Origin of the sequence: uncultured Imperialibacter sp., from assembly GCF_963974565.1 — a bacterium.
In the GTDB taxonomy this organism is placed as follows: domain Bacteria; phylum Bacteroidota; class Bacteroidia; order Cytophagales; family Cyclobacteriaceae; genus Imperialibacter; species Imperialibacter roseus.
The window spans coordinates 158,215-176,374 of sequence record NZ_CAXBCJ010000008.1 but is presented as its reverse complement, the minus strand read 5'-3'; the positions used below and the strand labels follow the sequence as shown (position 1 = coordinate 176,374).

The 18,160-nt window shown below is 47.4% G+C and carries 14 protein-coding genes; 10 read left to right on the top strand and 4 right to left on the bottom strand.

What is annotated here, in order from left to right:
• Nucleotides 1–66 precede the first annotated feature (66 nt).
• The 5 genes from AAC052_RS13295 to AAC052_RS13275 all read left to right on the top strand — a co-directional run bounded on the left by AAC052_RS13295 (nt 67) and on the right by AAC052_RS13275 (nt 7,135).
• The gene (locus tag AAC052_RS13295) at nt 67–1,011 is read left to right on the top strand and encodes a D-2-hydroxyacid dehydrogenase (protein WP_317487926.1); all 945 of its coding nucleotides are present in this window, start codon (nt 67–69) and stop codon (nt 1,009–1,011) included.
• 57 nt (nt 1,012–1,068) lie between these two features.
• Nucleotides 1,069–2,196: a zinc-dependent alcohol dehydrogenase family protein gene (locus tag AAC052_RS13290; RefSeq protein WP_317487925.1), complete on the top strand. Its 1,128-nt coding sequence runs from the start codon at nt 1,069–1,071 to the stop codon at nt 2,194–2,196.
• Nucleotides 2,197–2,239: 43 nt separating this feature from the next.
• Nucleotides 2,240–3,685 carry an NAD-dependent succinate-semialdehyde dehydrogenase gene (locus tag AAC052_RS13285; protein WP_339813860.1) on the top strand — a complete coding sequence of 482 codons (1,446 nt, stop codon included), beginning with the start codon at nt 2,240–2,242 and terminating at the stop codon, nt 3,683–3,685.
• Nucleotides 3,686–3,712: 27 nt separating this feature from the next.
• Nucleotides 3,713–5,317: a malate synthase A gene (gene aceB / locus AAC052_RS13280; RefSeq protein WP_339813858.1), complete on the top strand. Its 1,605-nt coding sequence runs from the start codon at nt 3,713–3,715 to the stop codon at nt 5,315–5,317.
• 120 nt (nt 5,318–5,437) lie between these two features.
• Complete coding sequence (locus AAC052_RS13275; RefSeq protein ID WP_339813857.1) at nt 5,438–7,135, top strand: L-lactate permease; 1,698 nt, start codon at nt 5,438–5,440, stop codon at nt 7,133–7,135.
• A 22-nt stretch (nt 7,136–7,157) separates the two neighbouring features.
• Here the strand turns inward: AAC052_RS13275 and AAC052_RS13270 are convergent, their stop codons facing one another.
• A complete protein-coding gene (locus tag AAC052_RS13270; RefSeq protein ID WP_339813855.1) occupies nt 7,158–9,926 on the bottom strand; it encodes a putative LPS assembly protein LptD in 2,769 nt (922 codons plus the stop codon).
• A 118-nt stretch (nt 9,927–10,044) separates the two neighbouring features.
• Here AAC052_RS13270 and AAC052_RS13265 point away from each other — a divergent pair, with 118 nt between their 5' ends.
• The 4 genes from AAC052_RS13265 (at nt 10,045) to AAC052_RS13250 (ending at nt 14,481) form a co-directional block, all read left to right on the top strand.
• Nucleotides 10,045–10,824 carry an N-acetylmuramoyl-L-alanine amidase gene (locus tag AAC052_RS13265; protein WP_317487920.1) on the top strand — a complete coding sequence of 260 codons (780 nt, stop codon included), beginning with the start codon at nt 10,045–10,047 and terminating at the stop codon, nt 10,822–10,824.
• A gap of 10 nt (nt 10,825–10,834) precedes the next feature.
• Nucleotides 10,835–11,788, top strand: coding sequence for an MlaD family protein (locus AAC052_RS13260; RefSeq protein WP_317487919.1), 954 nt, complete (start codon nt 10,835–10,837; stop codon nt 11,786–11,788).
• An 81-nt stretch (nt 11,789–11,869) separates the two neighbouring features.
• On the top strand, nt 11,870–13,510 hold the full coding sequence (locus AAC052_RS13255; protein WP_339813852.1) for a carboxyl transferase domain-containing protein: 1,641 nt from the start codon (nt 11,870–11,872) through the stop codon (nt 13,508–13,510).
• Nucleotides 13,511–13,620: 110 nt separating this feature from the next.
• Complete coding sequence (locus tag AAC052_RS13250; RefSeq protein ID WP_339813851.1) at nt 13,621–14,481, top strand: transglutaminase-like domain-containing protein; 861 nt, start codon at nt 13,621–13,623, stop codon at nt 14,479–14,481.
• A gap of 10 nt (nt 14,482–14,491) precedes the next feature.
• On the opposite strand, the gene AAC052_RS13245 is transcribed toward AAC052_RS13250, so the two are convergent.
• The 3 genes from AAC052_RS13245 to AAC052_RS13235 all read right to left on the bottom strand — a co-directional run bounded on the left by AAC052_RS13245 (nt 14,492) and on the right by AAC052_RS13235 (nt 17,146).
• The gene (locus AAC052_RS13245) at nt 14,492–15,664 is read right to left on the bottom strand and encodes an ATP-binding protein (RefSeq protein WP_317487916.1); all 1,173 of its coding nucleotides are present in this window, start codon (nt 15,662–15,664) and stop codon (nt 14,492–14,494) included.
• A 205-nt stretch (nt 15,665–15,869) separates the two neighbouring features.
• Nucleotides 15,870–16,454 (bottom strand): redoxin domain-containing protein, encoded by a 585-nt coding sequence (locus AAC052_RS13240; RefSeq protein ID WP_317487915.1) that lies wholly within the window; start codon nt 16,452–16,454, stop codon nt 15,870–15,872.
• A gap of 56 nt (nt 16,455–16,510) precedes the next feature.
• A complete protein-coding gene (locus tag AAC052_RS13235) occupies nt 16,511–17,146 on the bottom strand; it encodes a 4'-phosphopantetheinyl transferase superfamily protein (RefSeq protein WP_317487914.1) in 636 nt (211 codons plus the stop codon).
• A gap of 49 nt (nt 17,147–17,195) precedes the next feature.
• On the opposite strand from AAC052_RS13235, the gene AAC052_RS13230 reads away from it, so the two are divergent.
• Complete coding sequence (locus AAC052_RS13230; protein WP_339813850.1) at nt 17,196–18,125, top strand: WD40 repeat domain-containing protein; 930 nt, start codon at nt 17,196–17,198, stop codon at nt 18,123–18,125.
• The last annotated feature ends 35 nt before the right edge of the window (nt 18,126–18,160 follow it).

Here is an 18,160-nt window from a genome sequence, read left to right as displayed (position 1 = left end):
GTGCAACGCCTAAAATTTAGGTGACTGGGTGAGAATTGTATAAGGTTTTTTAAAAAAAAAACGCCAATGAAGCTGGTTTTTCTTGATACCAAAACGATTGGAGATGTTCCCAATATCAAATCATTGGAGCGCTTCGGTGAGGCCATTTATTATGAAACTACCTCTTCGGATCAAACGCTGGAGAGAGTTCGGGAAGCGGATATAATTATCACTAATAAGGTGGTTATCGACAGAGGCACCGTTCACGAAGCCAAAAGATTGAAGCTGATTTGTATTGCCGCCACAGGCACCAACAATGTGGACATAGCAGCGGCTAATGAACTGGGAATTCCCGTAAAAAACGCTGTCGACTATTCTTCAAAAAGCGTGGCTCAAGGGACGTTTGCCATCTTGCTCCAATTGATAAACAAAGTGCCCTACTACGACAATTATGTGAAGTCAGGGGCCTATTCAAAGACGGATATTTTCACGCACTTTGAAAAACCTTTTTGGGAATTAAGCGGAAAAAGATTCGGTATTATAGGGCTCGGCAGCATTGGATTGCAGGTGGCAAAAATTGCGGAAGCCTTTGGGGCCGAAGTGGTTTACTATTCCGCCTCGGGTCAAAGTTATGAGGTACCCTACCCTCGTCTGGAACTGGAAGAGTTTCTTGCCACTGCCGATGTTGTAAGTATACATGCCCCTTTGAACCAGCACACCAGCAACCTGATCAACTACGAAAGACTTGGTCTCATGAAACGCTCCGGCTTGTTGATTAATGCTGGTAGGGGAGGTATAGTCAATGAAACAGACCTGGTGAGGGGACTCAACGAGGGACTTATTGCCGGGGCTGGTATCGATGTGTTTGCCAGAGAGCCGCTGGACCCTCAAAGCCCACTTTTATTGGTAAATGAAAAGGAAAAACTGGTGATGACGCCGCATTCCATCTGGGCAAGCATGGAAGCTCGAACATTGCTGATTGATAAAGTGGGGCAAAATATTCAGGAATTTTTGGGAGGAGTTGATAAATGAAAACTGGTGGGCCATTTGAGCCAGCCAGGTAACTTAAATCTATTCAGATAACATACTATGAAAATAAGAGCTGCAGTATTACATGATATGGGCGCAAGCAGACCCTATCATGAAAGCAAACCTCTGACCATAGAGGAGGTAGACCTGGCTGGCCCCGAAGCGGGTGAAATTCTCGTGAAGATACATGCCGCCGGACTTTGCCATTCTGATTTATCGGTAATGGACGGAAACAGGCCCCGCCAAATGCCCATGGTGCTGGGGCACGAAGCCGCCGGAGAAGTGGTAGAGCTGGGGCCAGGAGTCACTGACCTGGTGGTGGGTGACCATATTGTATTTTCATTTGTGCCCATTTGTGGGCACTGCATGCCTTGCATGACCGCCAGGCCCGCTTTGTGCGAAAACGGCATGGCCGCCAACAACAGCGGTGTTTTGCTAGGTGGAGGCACAAGGCTAACCAACAAGGAAAATGCAAAAGTACATCACCATATGGGGGTGTCAGGTTTTGCTGAATACACTGTTGTGTCGAGGCAGTCGGTAGTGAGAGTAGTGAAAGACCTTCCATTCGACATAGCCGCCCTATTTGGCTGTGCCGTCATGACGGGCGTGGGTGCAGTCATCAACACAGCCAGGCTATCGATGGGCGAGTCTGTCTTGATCACTGGCATGGGGGGTGTGGGCTTTGCCGCACTGCTGGGCGCACTGGCAGGAGGTGCGAGCAAGGTGATTGTCGCTGACGTCAACAAAGAGAAACTAGCCAAGGCGCTGGAGCTGGGGGCTCATGAAGCCATTGATACCTCGGAGCCAAACGCACTTGAAAAAACAAGAGACCTGACCAACGGCGGCGTAGATATTGGGCTGGAGTTCGCAGGAGTGGTTGCTGCGCTGGAGTTTACTTACAATGCTACGGCACGAGGCGGAAAAACGGTGACGGCCGGTTTGCCACACCCAAGCAAGAAAATGGAATTTGCTCCTGTGAAACTGGTAGCTGAAGAAAGAACGCTACAGGGCTCCTACCTGGGCAGCTGCATTCCGGCCAGAGATATTCCTGCCTATATCGCTTTGTATCAATCCGGCAGGCTGCCAGTAGACAAACTCATGACTCACAAGCTTGTGCTCGATCAGGTGAATGAAGGCTTTGAAAGGCTGGCAAAGGGAGAGGCCATACGCCAGATAATCACTTTCTGACCCGGGCATGCCCAGAGTTGAATTAACTTAAACAGACAAAAAAGTGGAGACTAGCAAACTAATAAGAACAGAATCCTACGTGAATGGCCAGTGGGTGCGTGCTGCCAGCGGAAAGACTTTTGACGTGACGAACCCAGCAACGGGCGAAGTACTGGCCAGCGTGACCGACATGGGTCGTGAGGACACACGCAAGGCCATCGACGCAGCCAATGCAGCGTGGCCCGCATACAGGAACCTCACAGCCAAAGAGCGGTCTGCATTGTTGCGCAAATGGTTTAACCTCATTTTGGAAAACAGGAATGAATTAGCCAAACTAATGACCCTTGAATGTGGGAAAGTATTGAACGAAAGCCTCGGCGAGGTGACTTACGGTGCCGGTTTTGTTGAGTGGTTTGCCGAAGAGGCTAAGCGCACTTATGGTGATGTGATCCCTGCCAATAGCAACGACAGGAGAATTGTCGTCATCAAGCAATCGATCGGTGTAGCAGCTGCCATCACTCCATGGAATTTTCCGCTCGCTATGATCACAAGAAAAGTTGGCCCTGCCCTGGCGGCGGGCAGCCCGGTAGTAGTGAAACCGCCAACGGAGACTCCCCTTACCGCTCTGGCCATTTCTCACCTTGCTGAGCTCGCAGGCTTTCCTCCGGGCGTATACAATACGGTTACCACATCGGACAACAGCGAGGTAGGGAAGGAGCTTTGTGAAAACAAAAAAGTGCGAAAGCTGTCATTTACAGGCTCCACTGCCGTAGGCAAGGTGCTCATGAGCCAAAGCGCTTCAACCCTTAAAAAGCTGTCGCTGGAGCTTGGTGGCAATGCGGCCTTTATTGTTTTTGACGACGCCGACATTGATGAAGCAGTGAGAGGGGCTATGGCGTCCAAGTTTCGCAATAGCGGCCAGACTTGTGTATGCGTCAACCGGCTTATGGTGCAGGACGGCATTTACGATGAGTTTGTAGAGAAATTTTCAAAGGCTGTAGCAGCGCTGAAGGTAGGCAATGGCCTGGAGGAAGGCGCTGAGATTGGGCCACTCATCAATGAAAAAGGGCTGGCCAAGGTAAAAAATCATATGGACGACGCCCTGGCCAAAGGAGGTAAAGTAGTAGTGGGGGGCAAGGCATTGGAGGGCTTGTATTTTGAGCCCACCGTCCTTGCCGAAGCCTCTCAGGAGATGATCATTTCCCGGGAGGAGGTGTTTGGCCCGGTAGCTCCTGTGTTCAGGTTCAAAACAGAGGAAGAAGCCATCCGGATCGCCAATGATACCGATTTTGGTCTTGCATCATATTTCTACAGCCGGGATGTTGGCAGATGCTGGCGGGTAGCTGAAGCCTTGGAAACGGGTATGGTGGGCATCAATGAAGGTATGATATCCACCGAAGTGGCACCTTTCGGCGGAGTGAAACAATCGGGTATTGGCAGAGAAGGATCCAAATACGGCATGGACTACTTTATGGAGATCAAATACCTGTGCTTTGGTGGCCTTAAATAAGTACTAGAAAGTTAAGCAAAGCGGAAAATGAAAACATCAAAAATTGACATACCAGGAGTGAAAATAAACGGAGCGGTGTCGAAAGGCTACGAAGCCATTCTTACCCCCGAAGCCATTGAATTTGTGGCGGCGTTGCACCGTAGTTTTAATAAGAGAAGGACACAGCTTTTGCAGGCCAGAGAAGTAAGGCAAAAGGCCATTGACGCTGGCGAGCTGCCCGATTTTCTCGGGAGCACCAAAAAAATCCGTGACGGAAACTGGCAGGTAGCACCCATTCCCGCTGACTTGCAGGACAGACGAACTGAGATTACCGGCCCTGTGGATCGAAAAATGGTAATCAATGCACTCAACTCTGGTGCCAGGGTGTTTATGGCCGACTTTGAAGATGCCAATTCGCCCACGTGGGAAAACTGCATCGATGGCCAGGTCAATCTGAAAGACGCCAACTTGAGGGAAATAGACTTTACAGCCCCTAATGGTAAACTTTATGCACTGAAGGAGGAGGTTGCTACTCTTGTAGTCAGGCCCAGAGGCTGGCACCTGACCGAGAAGCATGTTGAGGTAGACGGCGAGCCTTTGTCTGCATCACTGTTCGACTTTGGTCTCTACTTTTTTCACAATGTCCATGCGCTGCTTGAAAACGGTTCCGGCCCCTATTATTACCTGCCCAAACTGGAAGGTCACCTTGAGGCACGTTTGTGGAACGATGTTTTCGTGAAGGCACAGCAGTTGTTGGGTATTCCTCAGGCGACCATAAAGGTCACCGTGCTGGTGGAAACGATTTTGGCCAGCTTCGAAATGGAAGAAATACTGTATGAACTGAAGGATCATATTGCTGGCATGAATGCAGGTCGATGGGACTACATTTTCAGCACAATCAAAAAACTAAGACATCACAAGGCGTTTATTTTACCCGACCGTGCTCAGATCACCATGGGTGTCCATTTTATGAAATCCTATGCCGAACTTTTGGTGAAAACATGCCACAAACGGGGTGCCCATGCCATCGGAGGGATGTCTGCTTTTATTCCGTCAAAGGATGAGGAAGCAAATAACCTTGCGTTCCAAAAGGTGCATCAGGACAAGAAGAATGAAGCCAGCCAGGGCTACGACGGTACCTGGGTGGCGCATCCATTTCTGGTGCCTGCGGCAATGGAGGAGTTTGATGCGGTTTTAAAAACGAAGCCACACCAGAAGAATGTGATGCGAGCCGATGTAACTGTCGGTAGAGACGATCTTTTGAACCTGAATATTGAGGATGGAAAAATTACAGAAAATGGCTTGCGCTTAAACATAAATGTGGGCATTCTTTACATTGAATCATGGCTTCAGGGCACAGGCGCCGCTGCTCTGTACAACCTGATGGAAGACGCTGCTACAGCCGAAATATCAAGAGCGCAGGTTTGGCAATGGCTGCACAGCGAGGGTGTGTTGCTCGACGACGGAAGGGCTGTCGATATCGAATTGTATGAAACGCTGTTTGAAGCCGAAAAAGCCAATGCGGCGCTATTTCTGGGTGAAGAAAGGGTAGCCTCCGGCAAACTGCAAATCGCTGCCGAGTTGTTCGACAAACTTGTGCGAGAGGAGGACTTTAAAGACTTTCTCACCCTTGATGCCTACCATTTGTTGTGAGCGGCTGGTTAAACATTTTGAATTGATTTATCTTCAAATCAGGCACTTGAATTGAGCATTCAAAGCATGCTTGTGCCTTTTCGGTAAGCCCACTGGGGCGACGATATAAACACCATACCTATGTCTTTGTCACTACTTTCATTTCTTGCGCTTTTCCCAATCCTGGTCGTTGCTATTATGTTGGCTGGGTTCCGGCTTTCAGCCCGAATTTCGATGCCGATAGGCTTTTTGCTTACCGCCATCGTGGCTTTTCTGGCCTGGGACTTCCCACTGGCTAATATTCTGGCGTCTACTATTCAAGGACTGTTCATCACCTTCGATATCTTATATATCATCTTTGGTGCCATCCTGATGCTCACATTATTGAACTACTCCGGAGCTATCACAGTCATCCGGCGTGGCTTTTCTGACATCAGCACCGACAGGCGTGTACAAGTGGTGATCATCGTTTGGCTGTTTGGATCGTTCATTGAAGGAGCTGCCGGCTTTGGCACGCCTGCCGCCATTGTGGCGCCGCTGCTGGTGGCCATGGGTTTTCCATCCATGGCGGCTGTCATGCTCGGCATGATGGTGCAAAGCACTGCTGTTACCTTTGGCGCTGTGGGCACGCCCGTGCTGGTGGGATTAAGAGGAGGCCTGCAGGGTATTGACTTTGAAGGCCAACTATCCGCCGCCAATATTAGTTTCCTCGACTACCTGCACATAGTGACCAGTCAAGTGGTGGTGTTGCACGCCATTGCCGGGGTTTTGATGCCCCTGTTTATGATTTGCATGATGACCCGTTTTTTTGGCGCCAACAAAAGCTGGCGGGAAGGCTTTGCCATGATTCCATTCGCTATCCTCGGCGGGCTGGCGTTCACTATTCCTTATGTGATCACTGGCTTTGTGCTGGGGCCGGAGTTTCCTTCCCTATTTGGATCCCTCGTTGGCCTTGTCATTGTAGTGGCAGCTGCTAAAAAAGGATTTCTGGTACCGAAGACCGGCTGGGACTTCCCGCCCAGGGAGAGCTGGCCTAAACTATGGCTTGGAAGCCTCGAAGTGCAGCCAGACAACAAACTGGAAAAGGCTCCATTTTCGCTGGCTGTTGCCTGGGCTCCCTATTTGTTGGTGGCGGCGCTTCTGGTACTCAGCCGCCTTCCGCAGCTGCCTTTTAAAGGGATGCTTACCAGCATCGCCGTGAGCTACAACCAAATTCTGGGTACAGATATTTCAGCCAGCAGCACGCCCTTTTACTTGCCGGGTACCATTCTTCTTTTGGCTGGATTTTTAACCGTTTTGTTGCATAAAATGGAGATGGGGAAAGTCAGGCAGGCTTTTTCCGACAGCAGTAAAATGATTTTGGGCGCAGGCTTTGTCTTGATTTTCACCGTGCCTATGGTGAGAATTTATATCAATTCAGGGGTTAATCCTGGAAACATCCCCGGAATGCCTATAGTCATGGCCGAGTGGGTGGCCTCCAATGTCGGAAGTATTTACCCTTTATTTGCCCCTTCCATTGGCGCACTGGGGGCCTTCATTGCCGGCAGTAATACCGTCAGTAACCTCATGTTCAGTTTCTTCCAGTTTGGAGTGGCTGAGCGGCTGTTGATGCCAGGCACGCTTATGGTGGCACTTCAGGCTGTGGGAGCAGCGGCGGGGAATATGATAGCGATACACAATATTGTGGCTGCATCTGCCACCGTCGGCTTTCTAGGGCAGGAGGGGCTGATTTTACGAAAAACCATCATCCCAACTATCTACTATCTATTGGTAATCGGTGTTTTAGGCTTGCTGGCTATGAACTTTGTAGAAGTTGCCGACCCTTTATTTGGTTCATAGTAAAAACAGCCGATTCAGCTGCCTAAAACGAATCAAAAAAGCTCCTTTGTTTGCTAAGCTTCAGGTCTTGCAGAAGCGCCGACTTGGCTCTCAAAGTGACAGAGTAGGAGGTAAACCGCCCAAAGGGAGTCCAGTCAACGGACAGCTCCCAGCAGTGGATATCCCGAATGATGCCGAGCCTGGTTTGCGTTATTTCTTTGTTTTTGAAGTCGTAGCCGGAGCTGAATGTGATCTTGGTGTTTTCGGTGATGGACGTATTGCCATTCATCGTGAACGACTGCGTCACTACCGGGTCAGCAAACCCTGTTTTCCTAAAGTCCACATTGTAACTCAGCCGCAGGTCCCATGGGATATTGAAATCTACGTACTGATCGGGGTGCGTCCGGATGTAGTCTTTTTCTTCTTCAGTGCCAAACTCACTTTCCTTGTCTTTATTTTGCTCTTTTTGTGCCTTTGGGTTAAGACTGGTGCTTAAAGCAATACTTGCATTACTTAAATTTCCTATTCCCTGGCCGTGGTTCCAGGTATATTCATCCACTTTTGTTTGATATACCTTACGCACGCCGCCGGTGTTGGTGGTGCTGTCAAGCACGTACAAATACGGATCAAGCGTCATCCTGTAGTTAATGTCCAATTTGTTAAATAGTAGCGTTCTGGTGGTAAAGCCTATTGTGCTCAGGTTAAAGGAGTCGGCCAGCAGGTTGTAACCGGAGCTGATGGACAGGTTGTCGAGCAGCTTCACTTTTTTGAACTCCTGGGTGCTGTCCTTTCTGTCTCGTACTTTCATCTCAAAGTTGTTGTTGAGCGAAAAGCCGATGCTGCCCGATTTCCCCAGGCCCGGCCCACCAAACACAAACCCGTCGTATTTTGAATACAACTTCGTTCTCCCCAGCGAGTCACTTTGGACATTTTGATAGACACCGAACCTTTCTTCCGAAAAGTCAGGCGAGTAGGATAGGGAGATGGTCGGTGTGATTACATGGCGAATAGCTTCCACTTTTTCTCCTTTTACGAACACCATACCGTAAAGCCTGGTAGAAAAACCCGTCCCGAAACTATAAGAGCCGGCCCGGCTAAAGCCACGAACCGTATCAGTAACCACTTCTTTTTGCTCGTCGTCCCATCGCCTGTTGAGCTCTTTCAGGTACCACCACTCTGTGTAATTAAAGCTGGGGCTGACGCTGATGAATTTAAACACATTAAATGTAGTGGAAATAGGTACCGAATGTCTTCCCCCGTTTTTGGAGTTTCGAAGCATGCTGGGCAGATTGTCGGAGTTGACGGGCAGGTACTGTTCAGACCCATCTATAGTTGAGTTGTAGTTTGGGTTGGTGTTGTTGAATTCGTTCTTAAGACTAAAATTGTGTGAAACACTCAACTTATCGAGCACAGAGGCATTTCCGGAGGTGATCCAGGCCAGCGGGAAAAACCGGTTGGTGTTCAGGGTAAACTCCGGCGCCGATATGGTCATCGATTTGGTTTGCACGTTCTGGCTTTGCCTGAAGTTGAGCGAGGCATTGAATGGTGTGCCTGTGAACGTTTTGCTCATACTCACGCTGGAGTTGAACTGTGAGTTGGTGTTGAATTGCACACTCTGGTAGTTATTTTGGCTATAGGTGGAGCTGCCTGCGTTCACTGACGATGAAATCCGGAACGTTCCTTTTGTTTCTGGCGTGTGGCTCCACCTGATCCAATAGTCTTTGGTCGACAGGCTGTCCTCTTCATTTTCGCCCTTATTCCTGTTGTACGACAGGTTCATATTGCCATTGAAAGCATAACGCTTTTTGTATCGGAAGTCAGACGTTGCACCGTAGCTGCCTTTGGAGAAAACCTGGGCGGTCAGCGCCAGGTCCATATAGTCGTTGATGGCGAAGTAGTAGCCCCCGTCTTTCAAAAAGAAGCCCCTCCGCCGTTCTTCTCCATATTTGGGGACCAGCACACCCGATACTTTCTTTTTCGGCTGCGGAAACATACCGAAAGCAAAACCCAGGGGTGTTGGGATAGACCTGAAATGAAGATTGAAAGGCCCCGAAACGACCTTATTGCCAGGGATCACTTTCAGTTTACTGGAGGCTATGTGAAAGTGGGGATCTTCGAGGTTACAAGTGGTATATTTGGCATTCCTGATAAAAAGCTCGCTGCTGGCATTCATTTTTACTTTTTCACCGTGCATGTAGGCATCTCCTTGCTGGGTGACAATCCCGTTTACAAGCGCCTTTCTGGTTTTGAAGTTGTAAGTCATGTCCTGAGCATTGTAGCTCTCATCACCCTCGGTGAACACGGGCACACCGACTTTCTTTCCCAATGAATCTGTCGTATAGTTGGCTTTGATTGTATTCGTAGGCCAGTCGATGTCTATTCTACTTCCCTGAAGCTCGATTTTGCCGTAGTTAATTTTCCCTTCACCATAGAGCATCACTCTTTGGGTGTTTACGTCCAAAAAAATGGAATCTGCCGCCTCGTATTTAATGGCCGTTTCGATATCGCTTTTAGGGATTTCTTTGGCCACCTTGGCGGAATCGGATTTCAAAGTGTCCGCCGCTAACTGCTCGTTAACCAGGGAGTCGATATCCATGTTTTGAAAGAAATCACTCCCTGGTAAACTCAACGTGTCGCTGCCTAAAAACCTTTGCTCTGGTTTTGGCACCAGCGTATCTCCTTTCAAAATGGGGAGTTGCTCTCCGATGGCTACGCTATCTTGTCCCGATTTCTGGCCTAAATTTTGCCCATGCCCCCATGTGGATATAATGATGCCGATAGCAAGTAGTAAGGCATTTTTTATTGAGAGCATTTAAAATTGGGACAATTAAGAAATGGTTATTTGAAATGAACGACCAGATTTCAGTTTCTGATAAAAATTTTCAATTTTGCGTAAAATTATTTCGTTTAAGGTTAACAACCGAAATGTTGTGAAAAATATTGTCTTATTACTTTCATTTTCACTGCTTCTGGTTGCTGCATCCTATTCCCCAATTGGGCTTCACGACTACCGGGTAAGGAAGGTTGTGATTGATGCCGGACATGGCGGCAAGGATCCTGGAACACACGGAAAGATATCCAAAGAGAAGGATATAGCATTGAAAATAGCCCTGGAATTGGGCCAAACAATCAAGAAATATCTTCCTGATGTAGAAGTCCTCTATTCCAGAGAGGATGATTCCTTCCCTTCTTTGCATGATAGGGCGCTATTTGCCAATAGAAACAACGCTGATCTTTTTATTTCTATACACTGTAATTGGGTGGCAAACCCATCTGTTGAAGGCACCGAAACCTATGTAATGGGACTTCACAAGAGCGATGCTAACTTCGATGTAGCCAAAAGAGAAAACGCCGTTATCCTCCAGGAGGAGAACTCCGAAGTGTATGAAGGCTTCGATCCCAACTCTCCCGAGTCGTATATCCTGTTTAGTTTAACCCAAAGTGCTTACCAGCAAAACAGCCTTAGTTTGGCGTCAAAAATTGAGCATCAGTTCAAAACAAGGGTAGGTAAGCACAGCCGGGGGGTAAAAATGGCAGGTTTTTGGGTGCTTTGGGAAACTTCCATGCCCAGTGTTTTGGTTGAAACAGGGTATCTTAGTAACGAGAAGGAAGAAAAAGAACTCAACGATCCCTTACAGCAATCGTATATAGCTTCTGGCATCTTTCGGGCATTCAGAGATTACAAGAATGAGATTGAGTCAATGAACTAAACCAGACTACGTGAGATTTTCTAAAGAATTTAAAGTAGGCTTATTTACTATTGTATCTGGAGCACTGCTATACTACGGCTTCAATTTTTTGAAGGGAACCGACTTTTTTTCCAATACCAGCAAATACTATGCACTTTACGAGACCATTGATGGCTTAAAAGTGGCTAACTCGGTCATAGTGAACGGGTATTCTGTTGGACGGATTAGCAAAATCCGCATCCTGCAGGATAGGGGCAATCAGGTTCTGGTGGAAATGACCATCGACGAGGACATCATATTGACTGACTCAACAAGGGCAAAACTGTACAATGTCGACTTCCTGGGGAGCAAGGCCATCGAGCTTAGCATCGACGATGTTGGGATGCCTATCGAGGATGGCGACACGCTGATTTCCGAGATAGACAAAGGAATTACCGATTTTCTTAAAGAAAGTGCCGCACCGGTGGCCGATAACCTTGGCATAACCATCAGAAGAATCAACGAGATTCTTTTAGGCCTGCAGGGTAGTGGCGAAAAGATCAACAGCACTATTGGCGAGCTTCAGGTGATGGCCCACCAGGTCAACGGCATTATTGGTGAGAACAAGGAAGAGCTCAACAATGTCATGATTTCGTTTCAGGAGCTGGCCGCTCAGCTTAGCCAAACCATCAAGCGGATTGACCCGATTTTGGTCAATGCCAATGGAGCTATTGAAAAAGTAAATGCACTGGAGCTACAAGCCACCCTCGATGAGACGCAAGAACTTCTTTCACATGTGAATACTACACTCGACATGTTCAATAAAGGGGAGGGCACGGTAGGCCGCTTGCTCAAAGAAGATTCAATCTATTCCAACCTGAACAAAACCATCGAGGATCTTGACAGCCTGGTAGTTCATATCAATGCATATCCCAAGCATTTCTTTGCTCCGCTGGGCAAAAGCAGGAAGAAAATCGAAAAGGACCTGGCGAGGGACAAAAATTGATCCTTTTGAGGTAATTTGGGTTTCACCTGAGCCGATGCGAATGGAGGCACGTCAGAATTAGCTATTAACCCAAAAGCTTATATGAATCTGGAATTCAACAAAAATGAAGATGCGCTAAGGCTCCTCGTTAGTGAACTCAATCAGAAACTTGCCGAAGTAAAAAAAGGTGGTGGCACTAAAAAAATAGACGCCCAACATGCCAAAGGAAAGCTCACCGCCAGGGAGAGGATACACCACCTGATCGATCCCGAATCGGAGTTTCTCGAAGTGGGTGCTCTTGTGGGCGACGGCATGTATGAGGAGCACGGCGGTTGTCCTTCCGGAGGTGTTGTTGTCGGGATTGGCTATGTAAGCAAACGGCAGTGCGTGATAGTGGCCAACGATGCCACTGTAAAGGCCGGTGCCTGGTTCCCCGTCACAGCCAAAAAGAACCTAAGGGCCCAGGAAATCGCTATTGAAAACAAACTTCCGATCATTTACCTCGTCGACAGTGCTGGCGTTTTTCTGCCTATGCAGGATGAAATATTCCCTGATAAGGAGCACTTCGGGCGGCAGTTCCGCAACAACGCCCTGATGTCGAGCATGGGAATTGTGCAGGTGGCGGCCATTATGGGTAGTTGTGTGGCCGGTGGTGCCTATTTGCCTATCATGTCCGATGAAGCGCTGATTGTGGAGGGAACAGGTTCCATTTTTCTTGCTGGCAGCTATTTGGTAAAAGCAGCCGTCGGGGAGGATGTAGACAGCGAAACGCTCGGGGGTGCTTCCACTCACTGCGAAATATCGGGGGTTACTGATAATAGGTATCCAAATGACGAAGCATGTCTCGATGCAGTAAGGAAGATTTTTGACAAGATAGGGGCTCCGGAGCATGCGGGCTTTGACCGGATAAAAGCTGAACTACCACTTGATGAGCAAAAGCTGTCTGGCCTCTTTCCTGTAGATAGGGTCAAACCCTACGACATGCTGGAAGTGATCAAGTGTATGGTGGACAGATCCGAATTTGATGAGTACAAACCCGAATACGGAAAGACGCTCATTTGCGGACACGGAAGAGTCGACGGATGGGCAGTGGGGATTGTGGCCAACCAACGGAAGATAGTGAAAGCAAAAAAGGGCTCTGGAGCTGCCTCAGAAATGCAAATGGGCGGAGTGATTTATAGCGATTCGGCTGATAAAGCGGCCCGTTTTATTATGAACTGCAACCAACGAAAGATACCGCTCGTTTTTCTTCACGACGTGAGCGGGTTCATGGTGGGGAGCCGGGCTGAGCATGGCGGCATCATTAAGGACGGCGCAAAGATGGTCAACGCTGTGGCTAATTCGGTGGTGCCCAAGTTTACTTTCATTCTTGGCAATTCATATGGTGCTGGCAACTATGCCATGTGTGGCAAGGCCTATGACCCGAGGTTGATTTACGCCTGGCCAACGGCCCAGATTGCCGTAATGAGTGGCAGCTCTGCGGCCAAAACGCTCTTGCAAATCAAAGTATCAACCCTCAAAGGGCAGGGAAAGGAAATAACACCGGAGGCTGAGAAGGAACTCCTGGACGAGATTACCGACAGCTACAATAAGAAGTTAAGCCCTTACTATGCGGCTTCTCAGCTATGGGTGGATGGGATCATTGATCCCTCCGAGACCAGAAAAATTATTTCCATGGGCATTGAAGCGGCCAATCATGCCCCTATTACCAGACCATTCAACGTGGGAATTATTCAAACATAACAGGCGTTAAGGGGCATGCATTAATTTGAAACTCTCTTTTGATTCTTATTTTTTTGAGGCATTTTGACGAGGTATTTCTCCATCAACAGAACTAAAGTTATTCAGTATAAATGAGTGTAGAGGTGATCAATGAGGGAGAGCTAAAAGCGCTGGTGTCGTTGCTTGACGACGACGACACAGAGGTGAGCACTCATGTGGAGGGCAAAATAATGTCGCTTGGCACGACCATTATTCCGTTTTTGGAAGGAGAATGGGAAAAAAGCTTCAATCCAACTGTTCAGCGAAGGCTGGAGGACATGATTCATACGCTACAGTTCGATCTTTTGCAGGAGCGGTTGAAGGCGTGGATGGAAGAGAGGGAAGACAACCTGCTGGAAGGCTTGTGGTTGATTGCGACCTACCAATACCCCGATTTGGAGCTTAGCAAACTGGTAAGAGACTTTGAACAACTTTTTGTGGACGTTTGGACTGAGCACAACCCTGAGTTGAGTCCGTTTGATCAGGTGAAGATGTTGAACAGCGCCATCTTCGGAAAACTGAAGTTCAGTGCCAACACCAAGCATTTTCATTCACCTGCCAACTCAATGATCAATACGGTGCTTGAGTCGAGAAAAGGCAATCCCATCTCGTTGTGCGTGGTTTACATGCTGATAGCGCAGAAGCTCGATATGCCTGTGAAAGGCGTGAATCTCCCCAATCTGTTTATACTTACCTACAAAACAGAAAAGCTTCAGTTTTACATCAACGTATTCAACAAAGGGCTGGTGTTCAGCAAAGAAGACATCAACAATTACATTGAGCATTTACACCTCGTTCCTCAGGAATCTTATTATCAGCCGTGCGCTAACCTGGAAATCATAAGGCGTATCATGAGAAACCTGATCGTTTCTTTTGATAAGCTGGGCGACTACCACCGCACCGATGAAATAAAGATACTATTGAAGGTGTTGGGGGATGAAGAGATTTATTAACGGCTTTTTGTTATTGGAGTAATTGCATAGCATTACCTACTGGTATCGCTATTACACCATTGCCGATAGAGTATTCTTCAGTACCTGGGTAAACCACAAAACGTTCTACGGCCCTGACATCTTCACAGGCGTGATAAAATCCCTTCGAAAGTACTGGGGTCAAAGATTTTTTGATTTCGATGGCGAAGTTACCTCCTCCTGGCTTTTCAATAATGAGGTCAATTTCTGCTCCTGCTGATGTTCTGTAAAACCATGGTGTACTACCTAACTTCAAATTCGACAACATGTTTTCCATAACAAAGCCTTCCCAGCTTAGTCCTGCAATGGTGTGACCCAATAAATCATCCATAGTTATCAGGTTAAGAAGGGAGTGAGTAAGCCCGCTGTCCCGGATATAAACTTTGGGTGATTTGACAAGCCTTTTGCCTATGTTTCCAGCCCATGGTCGTAACGTTCTGATGAGAAGTAAGTCTTCAAGGAGATCAAGGTAGCGCTTGATAGAGGTGACGGAGGTGTCAAGCCCGGTTGCCAAAGTTGACATGTTGACTTGAGAGCCTTGCGAGTGCGCAAGCATTGTCCAAAGCCTTCGTAAGGTGGTGGCGGGAATTCTTGAACCGAGCTGAGGAATGTCTCTTTCCAGATAGGTGGAAATGAAATTGGAACGCCACCGAAAGCTGGATTGATCTGATGGGGCAGTGTAGCTATCAGGAAATCCGCCTCTTAACCACAACCGATTGATATTGTCGGTCTTGTGGTTATAAGTTTCGTTAATGGAAAGTCCGGTCAACTCAGTAAAAGCAATCCGTCCTGCTAATGATTCAGAAGATTGTTTTAAAAGATCCAGAGAGGCAGACCCGAGAATTAGAAATTGCCCTGATGTATAACCTTCACGTTTACGGTGATCGATAACTCCTCGCAGAATCGAGAATAACTCTGGCGCTCTTTGTATCTCATCGAGGATGATCAGCTTGCCTTTGTGAAGTTCGAAGTATTGTTCTGGCTCATGCAGCTTCGAGAGATCTGACGGAAGCTCGAGGTCTAGGTAGACGGATTTGGATTTCATTGTTTTTGCAATAGCGTCGGCGAGCGTCGTTTTGCCTACCTGCCTTGGCCCAAGTATCGCAACTGCAGGAAATTCTGTTAGCAGTGTCTGTATTTGTCTTTGAATCTCTCTTGGAATCATCCTTGCAATTTTAACATTTAATGTTAAAATTGCAAGGATGATTCTTTGCCTGCAACGCAGCTTTTAAGGAGAATTTTTCTATTTCTGACAAAACACACTCTGTCAATTCGATAAACTGAGCCTTTAAGCACTATCTGCAAGGCGACTACCACCGCACCGATGAAATAAAGATACTCTTAAAGGTGTTGGGGGATGAAGAGGTTTATTAACGGCTCTTAATCATGCAACCAGTAGGTCTCGTCATCTTTTTGGCAACTGCTTTCCCGGCAGCTAATGCCCGGGCCGCATTGGCCAGATAAGTCTCCGTTACCTCTTCTTCCGACATCGGGTTGTCGTCGAATGCTCCCTGATAAACCAATTCATAATTGCTTCCTGAAGCTTTGATCAGGAACACTTCTGGTGTTTTTTGGGCGTTGAACATTTTCACGCACTGCTGCTGTTTGTCGGCCAGGTAGGGAAAAGGATAGCTTTTTCCTTTCATCTTTTCCACAGCATCATCGGGGCTTAGTATGCCATCGTTGGGATTTACCAACACAGTATGTATGCCGAGTCCCTTGAGCTCAGCCGCCAGCGTCACTATTCGCTTTTCGTAAAGCTTGGCATAAGGGCAGTGTTCACTCGTAAAAAATACGACAATGCCCTTAGCTCCGGATAAACTTGAAAAACTAAAGGATTTTCCTGACGAAACGTCCTGCAGGTTGATATCGCCCGAGATAGTTTGGCTGTAAACCGGCGCAGTAGTTTGAAGTAAGCAGGCAATTAAAAAAAATACACAAGCAGTCTTTTTCAATTCTAATATTCTTTTAAGAAGATAAAATATAAAATATTTTATATAAATATAGCTATTTATCGGGTATATACCACCCAGTTTTCTTTCATGCGAAAGAAATCGAGAGATATTTTTTTAATGCTACCATTAATATTGGCCTTAGACAATACCTTTTTTTTGGTATTTTCTATGCTCTCTATTGTTATGTCGTCCTTCAGCGACAAACCGCTTCTTCCGTTCATTTTGAAAATAGCCTCCTTGGCGGCCCAAATGAGGCATAGCTGATCAAGGTTGTTTCCTTCTACCAAAGATGTTTCTTCATCATTCATGTATTTACTGCTTGCTCTCACAAGCTGCTCTCTGGGTCTTTCAATATCTATGCCAACAGGCTTTTTGAGATGGATACAGCTCACAGCATACGGGTAGGCATGCGACCAGGAAAGGAAAAACTCGTCTCCCTTAGGGTGCGGCTTGCCGTGGAAGTCTTTATAAACTCCGTGAAACGGAATATTGATAGCCCCGGCAAGGTGCTCTGTCGCAAAACGGCAGGCGAGGTACTCCAGCCTTTTGATGGGGTGGATGGTTCCTTCCTGCCCATTGTCGATCCAGGGGGTTCTGTGAAGACGCTCTTCAAATTCCTCGTACGACTCGGTGATTTCCCAAATCGCCAGAATTTCGTCCTCACTAATACGTTTCGTCAGAACCACTGGCATCTTTTGTATGTTTGTAATCCGTTGATCGAAACTAAATAGAGAAAGTGCAATGTCAAAAGTGGACGTGAAAAAATTGGCTGCCATTACCGGGCACAAAGACTGTATTTATACGTTAGCCCGGGGAGGCACCAGCCAGCTGTTCTACTCCGCTGCCGGCGATGGTATGGTGGCCAGCTGGGATTTGGAGGCACCGGAAAACGGTCGACTGGTAGCCAAGCTGGACAATTCAATTTATGCCCTTTGTTACATCCATGAGGCTGGCTTTTTGGTCGCCGGACATAATTACGACGGCATCCATTTCATTGACACTGCCAAAGGCAAAGAAAAAGCTTCCCTGAAGTTGACCGACGCCGCAATATTCGATATTCAGTATTACAGGGATTTGTTATTTGTGGCGACTGGAAGCGGTGAGGTGATTGTGATTGACTGGCCAAATGTGAAAATTGTTCGCAGGCTTAAATTCAGCGACAAAAGCGCCAGAACGATTGCCGTGAACCCGGTAGACAGGCACCTGGCAGTGGGTTATTCCGACGCTGCCATAAGAGTGATCGATCTTCAAACTTATGATTTGATCAATACCATTGACTCTCATACCAATTCTGTGTTCTCTGTTTGCTACTCACCTGACTTCAAATGGCTGCTAAGCGGGGGCAGGGATGCTCATTTGAAGGTGTGGGATGTGGAGAAGGACTATGTGGCTTATGAGTCTATCGTTGCCCATATGTATGCCATCAATCACATTGTTTACAACCCTTCGGGTAGCCATTTTGTAACGTGCAGCATGGACAAAAGCATCAAGGTGTGGGACGCCTCAACACTTCAACTACTAAAAGTGATCGACAAAGCACGCCATGCCGGGCACGGCACTTCGGTGAATAAAATGCTGTGGACGGCTTACAATGACCAGCTTGTTTCTGCCAGCGACGACAGGTCCATATCAGTGTGGGATTTGAATTTCAACCCCTCCCACTTTGAATGACAATAGATTTTACCTACCTTTCTGCCCTATTTTAG

Bases quoted from the DNA above. Each gene is read 5' to 3' on its own strand.
- AAC052_RS13295 (WP_317487926.1), top strand. From the start codon at position 67: ATGAAGCTGGTTTTTCTTGATACCAAAACGATTGGAGATGTTCCCAAT.
- AAC052_RS13290 (WP_317487925.1), top strand. From the start codon at position 1,069: ATGAAAATAAGAGCTGCAGTATTACATGATATGGGCGCAAGCAGACCC.
- aceB (WP_339813858.1), top strand. From the start codon at position 3,713: ATGAAAACATCAAAAATTGACATACCAGGAGTGAAAATAAACGGAGCG.
- AAC052_RS13275 (WP_339813857.1), top strand. From the start codon at position 5,438: ATGTCTTTGTCACTACTTTCATTTCTTGCGCTTTTCCCAATCCTGGTC.
- AAC052_RS13270 (WP_339813855.1), bottom strand. From the start codon at position 9,926: ATGCTCTCAATAAAAAATGCCTTACTACTTGCTATCGGCATCATTATA.
- AAC052_RS13255 (WP_339813852.1), top strand. From the start codon at position 11,870: ATGAATCTGGAATTCAACAAAAATGAAGATGCGCTAAGGCTCCTCGTT.
- AAC052_RS13250 (WP_339813851.1), top strand. From the start codon at position 13,621: ATGAGTGTAGAGGTGATCAATGAGGGAGAGCTAAAAGCGCTGGTGTCG.
- AAC052_RS13245 (WP_317487916.1), bottom strand. From the start codon at position 15,664: ATGATTCCAAGAGAGATTCAAAGACAAATACAGACACTGCTAACAGAA.
- AAC052_RS13235 (WP_317487914.1), bottom strand. From the start codon at position 17,146: ATGCCAGTGGTTCTGACGAAACGTATTAGTGAGGACGAAATTCTGGCG.
- AAC052_RS13230 (WP_339813850.1), top strand. From the start codon at position 17,196: ATGTCAAAAGTGGACGTGAAAAAATTGGCTGCCATTACCGGGCACAAA.